Origin of the sequence: Chryseobacterium formosum (assembly GCF_026460885.1) — a bacterium.
GTDB classification, from domain to species: Bacteria; Bacteroidota; Bacteroidia; order Flavobacteriales; family Weeksellaceae; genus Chryseobacterium; species Chryseobacterium formosus.
This window is the reverse complement of record NZ_JAOVZW010000018.1, coordinates 47,668-61,868: the sequence shown is the minus strand read 5'-3', so window position 1 is coordinate 61,868 and position 14,201 is coordinate 47,668. Positions and strand designations below refer to the sequence as shown.

Here is a 14,201-nt window from a genome sequence, read left to right as displayed (position 1 = left end):
GAATGAATTTGAAAGTATTATTAAATAATAAATGGGTTGCATTATTGCTTTTAATGCTAACTTTTTCATTGATTTATAATCCGTTCACAAAGTTTCCATTTACATTTTGTATCATTATTTTAGCTGTTCTTTTACTTTCATATTTACAAGATGGAAATTTTAAAAATCTTAATTTTAAGAAAATAAAATCCTCAGAAATTAAAATCATTCTGATTTGCTATCTCATTTTAGAGCTTTCTATGGATTTTATTTTCCAACCTTTGACAAGCAAAGTTTTTAATGAGCCGGCAGATTATTCATCTTTTAAAATAATAGAAAATAATCCCCATCAATACTTTAAATGGCTTGTTAACATGTGGATTAGTGCAGCAATTGGCGAGGAACTTTTATTTCGTGGTTTTGCTTTTTCACAGTTTAGGAAGCTTTTTGGTGAAAAGAAAATATTACTCGTATTTTTAAGTGCAATTATGTTTTCATTGCCTCATTTATACCAAGGGATTTCGGGATTGGTAATGACTTTCTTATTCGGATTAGCTTTCGGATTTATATACTTAAAATTCAATAATATTTGGATAAATATCATTGTTCACGGTTTGATAGATACAGTATTTCTCACATTAAGCTATTATGGACTGACAGATTTTTATTCCGGATTTAATATTATTTTATAAAATTTAAAAAAATGCAGACAACAGATACAGTATTAATGATAGAGCCGATTGCATTCGGTTACAACGCAGAAACTGCGGAAAATAATTATTTTCAAGTAGAACAGAAAGGTGCAGATATTCAGTCAAAAGCTTTGGCAGAATTCAGAATTTTTGTAGAGAAATTAAAGAGTAAAGGAATCAATGTTATCTCCATCAAGGATACCATCGATCCACACACACCGGATTCAATTTTCCCAAACAACTGGGTGAGTTTTCACAAAGATGGAAAGGTAGTTTTATATCCGATGTTTGCTTCAAACAGAAGAGTAGAGCGAAGAGAAGATATTATTGAAAGCATCAAAAACCAAGGTTTTGAAGTTGCTGAAATTGACGATTGGTCATTGCCGGAAATCCAAGGTCATTATCTGGAAGGAACGGGAAGTATGATTTTCGATCACGACAATAAAATTGCTTACGGTTCAGTTTCTTTGAGATTAGATGAAAATTTATTCAGAGAATTTTGTGAAAAATATGATTTCACGCCTGTTGTTTTCCATTCTTTTCAAACAGTTGGAGAAGAAAGACTTCCGATTTATCATACCAATGTCATGATGTGCGTTGCTGATAAATTTGTGGTCATTTGTTTAGACTGTATCGATAACGAATTGGAAAGAAGCAAAGTCATTGAAACCATTAAAAATTCAGGAAAAGAAATTATAGAAATTTCGGAAGAGCAGATGCAGCAATTTGCAGGAAATATGCTTCAGGTTCAGAATAAAGATGGAGAAAAGTTTTTGGTAATGAGCCAAACTGCTTATCAATCATTAAATGCCGAACAAGTTTCAAATATTGAAAAATATTGCGAAATTATTTATTCAGATTTAAATACTATTGAAGTAAACGGTGGTGGAAGTGCAAGATGTATGTTGGCTGAAGTTTTCCTCCCGAAAAAATGATATATTTGTTAAAAATTATTTAATTGAAGCCATTATCAAATAAAGGTTTACACATTCTTCTAACTTTGGAAACAGAGTTAGAAGATTTGTTATTAGACAGTGTGCAGTTTCTGGAATATATGACCAATATTTTAGAAAATAAAGAAGTGGAAATTGTGGGCGTTACGAATCATGATTTTGAAAACCAAAGCTTTACTTCTGCAGTTTGTTTAAAAGAATCTCATCTCTGCATTCATACCTGGCCAGAATTTAAGCAACTTACTTTTGATGTTTTCCTTTGTAATTATACACAAGACAATACGGAAAAAGTTGAAGAAATTGCTGATGAAGTCACCAAGTATTTTGAAGCTAAAATTATACAAGAACACAAGATTTACAGATAAAAAAGATGCATTACATTTGTCCCGTTTGTAATACAGAAAATAAATCGGAGCTTACATTCAACATCACAGAATATATTTGTAAGTCCTGCAGTAAACTTATTGATGTAAACAGAAGTTCCTCTCAAAAAGTTATCAAAAAACCAACCGAAAACGTCGTTTTAGAAGTTGGTCAGAAAGGTATTATTGAAAATGTTCAATATACCGTCGTTGCAATTATCGTAAGAAAATACGGATCAGATATTTTTTGGAGAGAATATTTCTTGAAAGACTACAAAAATAATGATGCTTTTCTCAGCGAAAGTGATGGTCACTGGATTTTTTTGAAGTCGATTCATTCTGAAGATGTAAAAAAAGAACAAAACGACAGAATAGCTGTTTTAAATACAAAGAATTACCGTTGGTACGAAACTACACCGTGTTCTGTTGATTCTGCAACCGGTTTTTTCGAAGACAAACTGAGTTTTAAACTTGCAACATACAAAGAATATGTCAACGGTACCGAAATGATTTCTCAGGAACAGTCTGGAAATACGAACCATTATTTTTTTGGAAAGCATATTTCTAAATTTATCATTAAAAAAAGTTTTGGTATTTCTCAAATGCCCAATTATTCGGGAATTGGGATTGTTCAGCCTTATTATTTAGATGTTAAACAAGCGATGAATATTTTGAGCATAACTGGGCTTTTAATTTGTCTTTTGCAGTTGTATGTATCTTATTCAAGAACCAACGATATTGTTTTTGAAGAAGCCATCAAATTTGAAGATGTGAAGAGCAAGGAAATGATTTCCAAAAGCTTTACACTTTCCGGAGGTTCTGCTCCATTGAAAATTGAAGCTCATTCTGATGTTGATAATTCCTGGGCAAATTTTCAGTTGAGTCTGGTCAACGAGAAAACAAATGAAATTACTTACGCATCAAAAGATATTGAAGAATATCATGGTTATGAAGATGGGGAAAGTTGGAGCGAAGGGAAAAAATCTGCGGATTTTAATATTTGTGGGGTAACATCCGGAAAATATCATTTCGCTATTTCTGCAGAAAAAGATGGTTCTGTAATTATTCCTTTAGATAATTTAAAATCTCCCGATTCTCGTGTAGAAATCTCTCGGGACAAAACAGGAATGATCAATGTTACCGAAACGGGTTTAGGAAATATTACAACTTTCAGCGATGCAAAAGCTTTAGAAAAAGATACTTCTTCCATTGCAAAATTGACTCGGGAATCTTTCGGACATCAAAAATTGGATTCTTTAATTAATGCAGAAGCGATTAATTTATCTACAACTCCAATAAATAATTCAGTTACGATAAAAGCAACCTGGCTTCCGGTTTCTTTTTGGAATTTTGCCATTATTTTGATTACAATGATTATATTTTTTAGTATCATTTACTGGGGAAGGTATCTTTTCAATGTTTCTAAATGGAAGAACAGCTCAAATTCGCCTTATCCTCAAAGCTCTTAAATCATGGAAAATATCATTAATTATATTAAAAAGCATTTTATCATTCTTCTGTTCGGTAGCTTTTTTCTAGGCTTATTCGCTTATCTGACGTATGATGGAAACCAATTGTGCGACTGCGAAAAAACAGAAAAGTATCGAGACGGAACGACAAGAGTTCACAGAACAGGAGGAACACACGGATTTTACAGATATCATCACAAATAAAAATAAAACATCATGGAAAATATAAACTTTTTACCGGTAATCAATTCAGTAATTTATTCATTTTTGGGAATTGCAATTCTGTTGGTTTGCTACGTTATCATCGAAAAACTGACTCCTGAAAAAACATGGCATGAGATTGCACAAAACAAAAATGTAGCGTTGGCAATTATTTTCGGTTCATTTATTATTGGGATTTCCATCATTATCGGTTCGGCGGTTCATGGATAAAAAAAGACTGTCTTTAGAACTTCTTTTACTGTCTTCGGTATTTGTTATTGCAACTTGCGGATTGATTTACGAATTGGTTGCAGGAGCTTTGGCGAGTTATCTTTTGGGAGATTCTGTGAAGCAGTTTTCTTTCATTATCGGTGTCTATCTTTTTTCGATGGGAGTGGGGTCTTATCTAGCGAAATTCATTAAAGGAAGTTTAATAGATAAATTTATCGAAATTGAAATTCTAGTCGGAATTGTTGGTGGAATAAGCTCTGTCGTGCTTTTTCTTTTATTCAATACGATTGGAAATTTTGAGTGGGCTTTATATACCTTTGTTTTTTCAACGGGATGTTTAGTTGGGCTGGAAATTCCTTTATTGATGAACATTCTGCAGGATAAAGTTCAATTTAAAGATTTAGTTTCAAACGTTTTTGCCTTTGATTATGTAGGAGCTTTATTGGCATCCATTTTATTTCCTTTAATTTTAATTCCGAATCTTGGAATTATTAAAACACCACTTTTTTTCGGATTAATTAATATTTCAATTGCCATATTTTTATGTTTTTATTTAAAAAAAGACTTAAAAAATTCTTTTTCGCTTAAAATAAAATCCATCGGAGCTTTCCTTTTGCTTTTGGTATTATTTATTTTCTCAGACAGAATTTTATCTTTTTCTGAGGAAAAATTGTATGGTGAAAATGTAGTTTATACCAACAATTCACCTTATCAAAGAATTGTTTTAACGAGAAATAGTAAAGAGTTCAGATTATATTTAAATAACAATTTACAGTTTTCTTCCACCGATGAATATCGTTATCACGAAGCTTTGGTTCACCCTGCAATGTCTATGGCGAAGAAAATTGATGACATTTTAATTCTTGGTGGCGGCGATGGTTTTGCGGTTCGTGAAGTTTTAAAATATAAAGATGTGAAAAATATCACACTCGTAGATTTGGATGGTGAAATGACGAATTTCTTTAAAACCAATGAAACAATGCGTCAACTCAATCAGAATTCTTTGTCTGATAAAAAAGTGAAAGTTATCAATAAAGACGCTTATATCTGGATTAAAGAAAACAAAGCAAAATTTGATGTCATTATTATCGATTTTCCCGACCCTTCCAATTATAGCTTAGGTAAACTTTATTCATTACAGTTTTATCATGAGCTTGAAAAAGTAACTACAACAGACACGAAAATTGTGGTACAGACCACTTCACCTTATTTTGCACCGAAATCTTTTTGGTGTATAGAAAAAACAATGAGTCAGATTTTTCCTTTTACACAGGCTTATCATACTTACGTTCCGTCTTTTGGAGAATGGGGTTTTTCGATGGCATCTTTTGAACCGATACATAACAAGATTTACAGAAAGATTCCTAATCTTAAATTTTATGACTATAATTTTTCACAGTTGTCTTATTTTACAAAAGATATGAAAGCAGATTCTGTGGAAGTCAATCGTTTGGATAATCAAATTTTAGTACGCTATTTTGATGAAGAGTGGGGCAAAATACAGTAGAAAAGATTTTCTTAAAACCATCATTTTTGGAAGTCTTTTTCTTCCTTTTCTGCAATATTGCGGAAAGAAAGGCAAAACATTTTTACTTAAAATTACAGGAACAAACCACATTCTTGGTCACCGACTTTGGGCTAAAGATTTTCCTGAGTTTTCAGAAGAAATTCATACTAAATATTTAATCGTCGGTGGTGGAATTTCAGGTCTTTCTGCTTGTCGATTTCTAAATCAGAATAACGAAAATGACTATCTTCTTTTGGAAATGGAAAATCATCTTGGTGGAAACTCTTCTAACGGAGAAAATAAGTTTTCGAAATTTCCTTTGGGAGCACATTATTTACCTTTACCAAACAAAGAGAATACAGAAATTATCGACTTTCTGAAAGAATGTAAAATCTGTTTGGGAGAAGATGAAATTGGAGAGCCTATTTTAGACGAATATCAAATGACTTTTCCACAGCAGGAAAGATTATTTTATAAAAATTCATGGCAAAACGACATCGTTCCTCAAAAAGGAATTTCCACTGAAGCTCAGGATGAATTGAAGCGATTTTTTGTATTGATGAATGAATTTCGTTTGAAAAAAGACAATCACAATAAATATTGGTTTGCCATTCCTGTTCAGGATTCAAGTAGAGAAGAAGAGGTTTTAAAACTCGAAAAAATTACTTTTAAAGATTGGTTAAATAAAAACGATTTTAAATCTGATGAATTGCTTTGGTTTTTAGATTATTCCTGCAGAGATGATTACGGTTTGGGTATTGACTACGTTTCTGCCTGGTCGGGAATTCATTATTACGCAGGAAGAAAAAATAACTGGAGCAAAAAATATAAAGATCAGGTTTTTACCTGGCCTGAAGGAAATGCAAGATTGGTTAAGCATTTTTCAAAATATGTTGATGGCAAAAAAATGATTAAAAATTTAGTTTTTAATGTTCAGTTGAAAGAAAATAATGTTGAGGTTTTAAGTTTCGATAATACTCAAAATAGAACAAAGAAAATTATTGCTGAAAAAGTTCTCTTTGCAACGCCTCAATTCGTGAATGACAGAATTTTTAAAGATAGAAATACAAAATCTTTCAATTATGTTCCGTGGCTTTTAACGACAATTACGCTGAAAAATGATTTTGGTGGAGATGAAGAATTGGCTTGGGATAATGTAATTTACGGTTCGGAAGGTTTGGGATATATTTACGATCAGCATCAGAATATTGATCAGATTCTGGGAGAAAAAGTAATCACTTATTATAAAAGTTTTTCTTCGGATGATTGTAGAAAAGCACGAAAGAAACTGTATTCGATGAAGGAAGATCAGCTTCGAAATATGGTTTTGGAAGATTTAAAAAAAGCACATCCTTTAATTGAAGAATATATTGTAGAAATGCAGTTTCACAAAATCGGTCATGCGATGATTGCTCCGGTTCCGAATCAAATTTTTGGTGCAGCAACAGAAAATGCAAAACAATCTATTGACAATAAAATTTTCTTTGCACATTCAGATTTATCAGGAATTTCAATTTTTGAGGAAGCCTTTTATCAGGGATATAATACCGCAAGGAAAATGAGTGAATTTAAGTATATAAAGAGAGCAAAAACCTAAATTCTTTTCACGTTCTTAGCTGAGTGAAACGCCTTTGCGAACTTAAAAACAGATAGTAGCTAAAAAAATCTTTGCGAACTTTGCGTTTAAATAAAAATATGAAGCAACCTTGGATACATAATGCAAAAACAGACGGCTGGTTTATTCTCTCGCCGCCATTTGTCATTTTGCTTATCATTTTACTTTTTCAAAAAGAGATTCAAGGATTAGAAAACCATTATTCATTTTACACATGGCTTTTTCTGATTGTTTTTGTGGATGTTGCGCATGTTTATTCCACTTTATTTAAAACGTATTTTGTAAAAGCAGAAATTCAAAAGAGAAAACTTTTGTACTATGGAATTCCTTTGTTGAGCTGGATTTTAGGTCTGATTTTACACCAGTTTGGAAGCCTTACTTTTTGGTCAGCTTTGGCATTGATTGCTGTTTTTCATTTCATCAGACAGCAATATGGTTTCATGAGAATTTATGCTCGATTTGAGGAAAATAACTGGAGCAAAAAAATAGATGAGGTTGCGATTTATTCGGCGACCATTTTCCCGATGTTGTATTGGTTTAAAACGCCGAGAGCTTTCAACTGGTTTGTGGAAAATGAGTTTCAATGGTTTCATCATATTCCCAATTATGTCCCTTTTCTTAAGGTTTTGTATTTCATTATTCTTTTGGTTTGGATGATTAAAACAGTTATTGGAATCATTAAGACCAAACAAATTAATCTTCCTAAAAATGCTTTAATTACAGGAACTTATCTTTCGTGGTATTTTGGGATCGTTTACTTCAATAATGATTTGGTTTTTACTTTTCTGAATGTTATTTCCCACGGAATTCCTTATGTTGCATTAGTTTATATCAGAGAAATTAAACAGAAAGAATCGACTCAATTAAATAAATTATCCATATTCAAATCTACTTTCGGAGTCTTCTTATTTATTGTTGTCATTCTCACCTTTGCCTTTTTTGAAGAGTTTCTTTGGGAGATTTTAATTTGGCGTGAACACTTTTCCTGGAATTTTAAGCTTTCAGAATTTTGGTTTCAACTGTTAATTCCTTTGTTAGTTGTTCCCCAGCTCACCCATTATTTATTGGATGGTTTTATTTGGCGTAGACCAAATAAGGTTAATTAAATTTATCTTCAAGGTAAAAAACCAATACTGATTTATTTTCTCATCTTGAGACTTAACCCAAAATGTTTAATTAAATTTGTCTTCAAGAAATTATTTAGATGCAAAAACACATTCTTTTACTAGCTGTTTTATTAGGGTTTACCATTAACGCGCAGCAAAAAACCTACTGTAACCCAATCAACATCGACTATGGTTACACACCTTTTGAAGTCTTTTCAAAACAGGGTAAACACCGTGCAACAGCCGATCCTGTGATTGTTAATTTTCAGAAAAAACTGTTTCTTTTCTCTACAAACCAAGAAGGATATTGGCATAGCGATAATATGCTCGATTGGAAATTTGTGAAAAGGAAATTCCTCAGAGACAATAAATATACCCATGATTTGAATGCTCCCGCAGTTTGGGCAATGAAAGACACTTTGTACGTTTATGGTTCAACTTGGGAATCCGACTTTCCTATTTGGAAATCTACAAATCCTACGGTAGATGATTGGAAGATTGCAGTTGATACTCTGAAAGTTGGAGCATGGGATCCTGCTTTTCATTACGATGAAGATAAAAACAAACTGTATTTATATTGGGGTTCAAGCAACGAATGGCCACTTTTAGGAACAGAAGTTAAAGTAAAAAACTTGCAGTCTGAAGGTTTTGTAAAACCTATTTTAAGATTGAAACCTGAAGATCACGGTTGGGAAAGATTCGGAGAATATAATGATAATGTTTTTCTTCAGCCTTTTGTGGAAGGAGCTTGGGTAACGAAGTACAAAGACAAATATTATATGCAGTACGGAGCTCCTGCAACAGAATTCAGCGGATATTCTGATGGAGTGTATGTTTCAAAAAATCCTTTGGAAGGCTACGAATATCAACAGCACAATCCGTTTTCTTATAAACCGGGAGGTTTTGCAAGAGGAGCGGGACACGGAGCAACATTCGAAGATAATTTCAAAAATTGGTGGCACGTTTCAACGATTTTTATTTCTACTAAAAACAATTTTGAAAGACGCTTGGGAATCTGGCCTGCAGGTTTCGACAAAGATGATGTCATGTATACCAACACTGCTTATGGTGATTATCCGACTTTACTTCCGCAGTTTGCACAGGGAAAAGATTTCTCTAAAGGGCTTTTCACAGGGTGGATGTTGCTGAATTACAACAAACCCGTTCAAGTTTCGTCAACTTTAGGTGGTTATCACTCGAATAATGCAGTGGATGAAGATATTAAAACCTATTGGAGCGCAAAAACTGGAAATTCGGGAGAGTGGTTTCAGACAGATTTAGGAGAGGTTTCGACGATTAATGCCATTCAGATCAATTATGCAGATCAGGATGTTGAGTTTATGGGAAAAACGGAAGGTAAAATGCATCAGTATAAAGTTTACGGATCAAACGATGGTAAAAAATGGAAAGTTATTGTTGATAAAAGTAAGAACACCAAAGATGTTCCTCACGATTATATCGAATTGGAAAAACCTGCCTCAGTAAGATATTTAAAAATGGAGAACTTGAAAATGCCTACAGGGAAGTTTGCCTTAAGCGGTTTCAGAGTATTCGGAAAAGGAGCAGGAGCAAAACCTGCAAAAGTTCAGAACTTTGTTCCGTTGAGAGCTGATGCTAAAAAATATGGCGAAAGAAGGAGCATCTGGATGAAATGGCAACAAAATTCCGAAGCAGATGGTTACGTTATTTATTGGGGAAAATCTCCTGATAAATTATATGGTAGCATCATGGTTTACGGAAAAAATGAATATTTCTTCACTGGAGCAGATAGAGTAGATTCTTATTATTTCCAAATAGAGGCTTTCAATGCGAATGGAATGTCTGAGAGAACGGAGGTTGTAAAGTCTGAGTAGAATTTATATTTTAATAAGATAATTTTACCTCTTGTGTGGAGTTACTTAACTTCTAAGCAAGAGTTGAGTAACTTTTAAGCAAGAGTTGTACAAAACTTACGCAGCTATTATGCTAAAGTTGCGCAGTTTTTTTTATAGTAAAAGTACAATCGAAACCCGCCAATTTCTCGGCGGGTTTCTGTACAAAATAAATGTATATGAAGATTGAATGTTAACGTGTTCTGCTTTTGATAGCGTCTGATGCGCCTTCGATGTCTCTTACTTTTTTCACTTTTTGGTTTCCGAAGTTGTACGTTATGCTGAAAGTTCCGCCTCTTCTAAACTGGTCGTTTCTTACATAGTTGTAATTTCCGTTGGCTTGATAATCCTCAATTTCTACGATGTTGGTTCTAAGAACGTCGGTAATGTTTAAAGCAAAAGTCCAATCATTCCAGTTTTTCTTTAAACTTAAATCAAGACTTGAAAGATTTTTAAGCATCCCCAACTCGATTTGCTGTTTGTCGACGAAGAAATAATTTACACCTAAAAACCATGTTTTCTTTTTGTCTAAACGGATTGTATTATTGGTCTGAATCAAAATACTTGTAGAACTTATTTTATTTTCATAAATCGGGAAAACATCTCCCGAAGTAGGGTCAACGCTTAAACTTCCGTCGTTTACATTTCTTTGAATTCCGACATTGAAATTTGTTGTTAAATATTGTTTAAAGAATGTTTTCTGAATTCCTAACATGGCAGACATTTCCTGTTTGTCACCGAAGTTGGTACGGATGTATCTTAATTGTTTATAGGGATCTAAAAATGGATTGCCAGTTACTGGATTAATTATAATATTTCCGTCTTTATCTTTTCTCGGTTTCAGAATATCTCTCTGCAAAGGTACTTGGGTAATCTTATCTTTAAATAATGAATGGCTTAAGATTAAGAAATATGAGTTTTTAAACATATAGGTTAATTCATTACTGTAAGTAGAAGAAGCTTTCACAAAAGGATTGTTTTGAGTATAATTGTCTTCTGTAAGAATGTTTCTTACGGGATTCAGTTCCCAGAAGCTTGGTCTTCTCATTCGGCTTGAAAATGCGTAAGAGATGTTGTTTTTATCGTTAATTGCGTAATTAAAACTTAGATAAGGAAGTACATTATGGTAATCTCTTTCAATCTTTCTGTATTCAGGAGCTGCATTGTCCGAAGTTCCTAAACTGTTCGTGATTTCATAACGAGTACCAACTTTTCCGGAAAATTTATCAGAAAATTTCTTTTCTAAAGTTAAATAGGCGCCATAAATATTTTCGTCATAAATGAAATGGTTAGGTGCAAATTCATCATCTTTTCCTGTTATATAAGTAATATTCTGAGTGTCATTATCCGTTTTGGTTTTATTAAAATTTCCACCAATAGCAACTGTAAAGTCATTTTTAAATTTCTGAATATAATCTACAGTACCGGAAAAGTTATTGATGATTTGAGGTAGATTCTGGTCAATGGTCTGGCTTAGTAATCCATCTGTACCATTTGCATCAGATAAATATGTTTTATTATTGGTAAACTGAAATCTTCTGTAATTAAGATAAGCTGCATTTACATTTAACTTACTTCCCAAAGAATCGGTTTTTAATTCATAGTTTAAATTAACCGAATTGTTGTATGATCTCGCATCTTCATTGTTTCTTGAGTTAGTATAATTGGTAATGTATGACTGAGTATCTTTATCAAAAGAACGAATATTATTGAATAAATTAACTGTAGAATTATAACTTTTGTTGGCATTAGAATTCCATGAAAGAGCTAAATTACTTTTTTCCGTGAGTTGATAATCTATATTCAAATATCCTCCGATGTACTGATTCGGGTCATCAATATTTCCGGTAGATTCATTAGAAGAAGAAGCATTTCCGTTTCGTAAAACATATTGTTGAGCGTCAATATTCTCTCCTCCATACAAATTGGCACTGATTCCTAACTTATTTTTTCTGTAGTTTGCAGAGAAACTTGCAGAACTTGCATTGTATTTATTTTGGGTATTCGACATTCTCATATTTCCGTTCAAACCGTCGCTCATTTTCTTTTTCAAAATGATATTGATGATTCCGTCTGAAGATTCTACCTGGAATTCACTTCCTGGAACTGTAATGACCTCAATTTTCTGAATATTTTCAGCCGGAGTATTTTTTAGAAACTGAGCCAGAGATTCGGCATCCATATTAGATTTTCTGCCGTTGATATAGATGAGCGCATTGTTTTTTCCTGCAATTTTTAAAGTTTTATCATCAGTTGTAGAAAGTAGAGGTGTTTGTCTCAAAAGATCAAAAGTAGTATTTCCTTTTGCAATCGGAGAGGCTGCAACATCATATACAAACCGGTCGCTTTGTTTTTTGAATACTTGTTTTGTTAAAACAACCGCTTCAATGTTCTTAGTTTTTGTAGTGTCTGTTTTTTTCTCTTGAGCAAATGCAAATCCGCTGAAAAAAAGTGCCGCAATGAATATTTGAGTTTTCATAATTGTATATTTAGTTTAGATGCTTGTATCTGTTATTAATTTACATTGCAAAGATATATAATAAAAATAGTATCATGCAATACAAAGTAGTAAAAATGTTTTGATTTTAATTTTAACTAGTTGATTGTTAGTGATTAAAAATATGTTTTAAAATTTATTGTTTCATCTTTACACTTAATAAGACAACTGGAATGACAATTTTGTTACAATAATTTTTAAAAATAATTTACATCACCGTTTTTTGATTAAATTAGCCTAAACTTTTAATTATTAATATATGAGTAAACTTTATCCTTTATTATTTTTAGTGTTAATGCTTATTTCTTGCAAAAGCGATATTAACATAGAGGATGACGAGCAGCCAAATATGGCAATAGATTTCAATTTTGGGAATACTGCTTAACGAAATTTTCACGGTGTAGTATTCCGTATTTTCAATTCCAATCTAATGGAATAACTTCAGCTGGAACATATACAACTGATTTTACTGTTTTCTTATTACCTAATGTTCCAATTCCTGCGGTAGGAAATAATTTAACTTTACAGATAATCCAGTTTGGAACAGTAAATAATTACGTAGATTTTACAATAAACGGTACTTATTCAGAGAATTTTAATGGGGTTCCAGTAACAAGAACATTATCTGTAACAGGACATGTAAAAAGAGATTTCTAATTGAATTACTTAAAAAATGATAACAAAAAAGGACTTTTTCAAGTCCTTTTTTTATTTTTATTCTCTGTCAAAACGAGCCAGTTTTTTATCAATCCAAATGGTAGCAAAAGGAAAGAATGCAGAAATTAATGAGAAGACTGTATCCTCATCATCCCAAGTATAAATTTTTCTTACAGAAGGTAAAAATAAAAGATAAAGCGTGAAAAATAATCCGTGGATGCTTCCAATTGTACTGATGTAAACAATCGGTAAAATGCCTTCTGGGTCAACCCGAATCCAAATCATTGCAGTGAATAGAAAAAACCATGATATAGCTTCAGCTAAACAGATTTGTTTAAACCATTTGATAACTTTTTCCTGACTATATTTTGCGAAAAGATTTTCGAGAAATTCCATTTTAAACTAAGAATTAATTTTGACTAACAACTAACAACTAACAACTAATTTCTACTTATAAAAACTACTTCCATCCAAATATTCAAAAACTTCCGGTGGAATCATTGGTCTTACGTTTTTGCCTTGCTTAATCATGTTTCGAATTTCTGTTGCAGACAATTCGATTACAGGAGCTTTTATCAAAGAAATATTTTCATGTTTTAAATATTCAGACTCCTTTTTATCATCATTAAAAACTCTTGGATAAACAATGATATGATGATTCTTAACTAGTAAGTCAGAGTTTTTCCATTTGTGCAAGTTTTCCAGATTATCTTCACCCATTATTAAACTAAAAGAATAGTCCGGATGTTTTTCTTTAAGATAAGTCAGTGTGTCAATTGTATAACTTGGTGTAGGAAGCGAAAATTCGATATTTGAAGCGCGCATTTCGGGATAATTTTTTATCGCCAATTCTACCATTTCCAGTCTGTTATGATCGTTTAGTAATGATTTTTTCTCTTTGAACGGATTTTGTGGACTTACCACAAACCACAATTCATTCATATCCGAATTTTCAAGAATATAATTCGCCAAAATCAAATGTCCAATATGAATGGGATTAAACGAACCGAAAAATAAGCCGATTTTTTTCAATGTTGATGAGTATTATGAAATTTGTATAG

13 protein-coding genes are annotated in these 14,201 nt (G+C 32.3%); 10 read left to right on the top strand and 3 right to left on the bottom strand.

Translation table 11 applies throughout. The annotated features are described in order from the left end of the window. Positions 1–2: 2 nt before the first annotated feature. The 10 genes from OF897_RS14750 to OF897_RS14705 all read left to right on the top strand — a co-directional run bounded on the left by OF897_RS14750 (position 3) and on the right by OF897_RS14705 (position 9,968). A complete protein-coding gene (locus OF897_RS14750) occupies positions 3–671 on the top strand; it encodes a CPBP family intramembrane glutamic endopeptidase (protein WP_267266455.1) in 669 nt (222 codons plus the stop codon). 11 nt (positions 672–682) lie between these two features. Then, on the top strand, positions 683–1,606 hold the full coding sequence (gene ctlX / locus OF897_RS14745) for a citrulline utilization hydrolase CtlX (RefSeq protein WP_267266454.1): 924 nt from the start codon (positions 683–685) through the stop codon (positions 1,604–1,606). A gap of 23 nt (positions 1,607–1,629) precedes the next feature. Further along, positions 1,630–1,989 carry an S-adenosylmethionine decarboxylase family protein gene (locus OF897_RS14740; RefSeq protein WP_267266453.1) on the top strand — a complete coding sequence of 120 codons (360 nt, stop codon included), beginning with the start codon at positions 1,630–1,632 and terminating at the stop codon, positions 1,987–1,989. A gap of 5 nt (positions 1,990–1,994) precedes the next feature. After that, positions 1,995–3,455: a DUF4178 domain-containing protein gene (locus OF897_RS14735; protein ID WP_267266452.1), complete on the top strand. Its 1,461-nt coding sequence runs from the start codon at positions 1,995–1,997 to the stop codon at positions 3,453–3,455. A gap of 3 nt (positions 3,456–3,458) precedes the next feature. Next, complete coding sequence (locus OF897_RS14730; protein WP_267266451.1) at positions 3,459–3,659, top strand: hypothetical protein; 201 nt, start codon at positions 3,459–3,461, stop codon at positions 3,657–3,659. Between the two features lie 12 nt (positions 3,660–3,671). Further along, positions 3,672–3,887, top strand: coding sequence for a DUF350 domain-containing protein (locus OF897_RS14725; RefSeq protein ID WP_056076051.1), 216 nt, complete (start codon positions 3,672–3,674; stop codon positions 3,885–3,887). After that, positions 3,880–5,394, top strand: coding sequence for a polyamine aminopropyltransferase (locus OF897_RS14720; RefSeq protein ID WP_267266450.1), 1,515 nt, complete (start codon positions 3,880–3,882; stop codon positions 5,392–5,394). The genes OF897_RS14725 and OF897_RS14720 overlap by 8 nt, the downstream gene beginning before the upstream one ends. Next, complete coding sequence (locus OF897_RS14715; RefSeq protein ID WP_267266562.1) at positions 5,369–6,991, top strand: NAD(P)-binding protein; 1,623 nt, start codon at positions 5,369–5,371, stop codon at positions 6,989–6,991. Before OF897_RS14720 ends, OF897_RS14715 begins: the two co-directional genes overlap by 26 nt. A gap of 98 nt (positions 6,992–7,089) precedes the next feature. Beyond that, complete coding sequence (locus OF897_RS14710) at positions 7,090–8,115, top strand: hypothetical protein (RefSeq protein ID WP_267266449.1); 1,026 nt, start codon at positions 7,090–7,092, stop codon at positions 8,113–8,115. 98 nt (positions 8,116–8,213) lie between these two features. Then, positions 8,214–9,968, top strand: a complete 1,755-nt coding sequence (locus tag OF897_RS14705; protein ID WP_267266448.1) for a discoidin domain-containing protein — start codon at positions 8,214–8,216, stop codon at positions 9,966–9,968. Between the two features lie 211 nt (positions 9,969–10,179). On the opposite strand, the gene OF897_RS14700 is transcribed toward OF897_RS14705, so the two are convergent. From OF897_RS14700 to nadD, 3 genes are all read right to left on the bottom strand, one after another. Then, a complete protein-coding gene (locus OF897_RS14700; RefSeq protein WP_267266447.1) occupies positions 10,180–12,465 on the bottom strand; it encodes an outer membrane beta-barrel family protein in 2,286 nt (761 codons plus the stop codon). A 732-nt stretch (positions 12,466–13,197) separates the two neighbouring features. Next, positions 13,198–13,536 carry a DUF3817 domain-containing protein gene (locus OF897_RS14695; RefSeq protein ID WP_267266446.1) on the bottom strand — a complete coding sequence of 113 codons (339 nt, stop codon included), beginning with the start codon at positions 13,534–13,536 and terminating at the stop codon, positions 13,198–13,200. Positions 13,537–13,587: 51 nt separating this feature from the next. Further along, the gene (gene nadD, locus OF897_RS14690; protein WP_267266445.1) at positions 13,588–14,172 is read right to left on the bottom strand and encodes a nicotinate (nicotinamide) nucleotide adenylyltransferase; all 585 of its coding nucleotides are present in this window, start codon (positions 14,170–14,172) and stop codon (positions 13,588–13,590) included. Positions 14,173–14,201: the final 29 nt, after the last annotated feature.

What these genes read in the sequence shown, in the direction of transcription:
- OF897_RS14705 (WP_267266448.1), top strand. Translation starts at nt 8,214, where the DNA reads ATGCAAAAACACATTCTTTTACTAGCTGTTTTATTAGGGTTTACCATT.
- OF897_RS14710 (WP_267266449.1), top strand. Translation starts at nt 7,090, where the DNA reads ATGAAGCAACCTTGGATACATAATGCAAAAACAGACGGCTGGTTTATT.
- OF897_RS14720 (WP_267266450.1), top strand. Translation starts at nt 3,880, where the DNA reads ATGGATAAAAAAAGACTGTCTTTAGAACTTCTTTTACTGTCTTCGGTA.
- OF897_RS14725 (WP_056076051.1), top strand. Translation starts at nt 3,672, where the DNA reads ATGGAAAATATAAACTTTTTACCGGTAATCAATTCAGTAATTTATTCA.
- OF897_RS14695 (WP_267266446.1), bottom strand. Translation starts at nt 13,536, where the DNA reads ATGGAATTTCTCGAAAATCTTTTCGCAAAATATAGTCAGGAAAAAGTT.
- OF897_RS14750 (WP_267266455.1), top strand. Translation starts at nt 3, where the DNA reads ATGAATTTGAAAGTATTATTAAATAATAAATGGGTTGCATTATTGCTT.
- OF897_RS14730 (WP_267266451.1), top strand. Translation starts at nt 3,459, where the DNA reads ATGGAAAATATCATTAATTATATTAAAAAGCATTTTATCATTCTTCTG.
- ctlX (WP_267266454.1), top strand. Translation starts at nt 683, where the DNA reads ATGCAGACAACAGATACAGTATTAATGATAGAGCCGATTGCATTCGGT.
- OF897_RS14700 (WP_267266447.1), bottom strand. Translation starts at nt 12,465, where the DNA reads ATGAAAACTCAAATATTCATTGCGGCACTTTTTTTCAGCGGATTTGCA.
- OF897_RS14715 (WP_267266562.1), top strand. Translation starts at nt 5,369, where the DNA reads ATGAAGAGTGGGGCAAAATACAGTAGAAAAGATTTTCTTAAAACCATC.
- OF897_RS14735 (WP_267266452.1), top strand. Translation starts at nt 1,995, where the DNA reads ATGCATTACATTTGTCCCGTTTGTAATACAGAAAATAAATCGGAGCTT.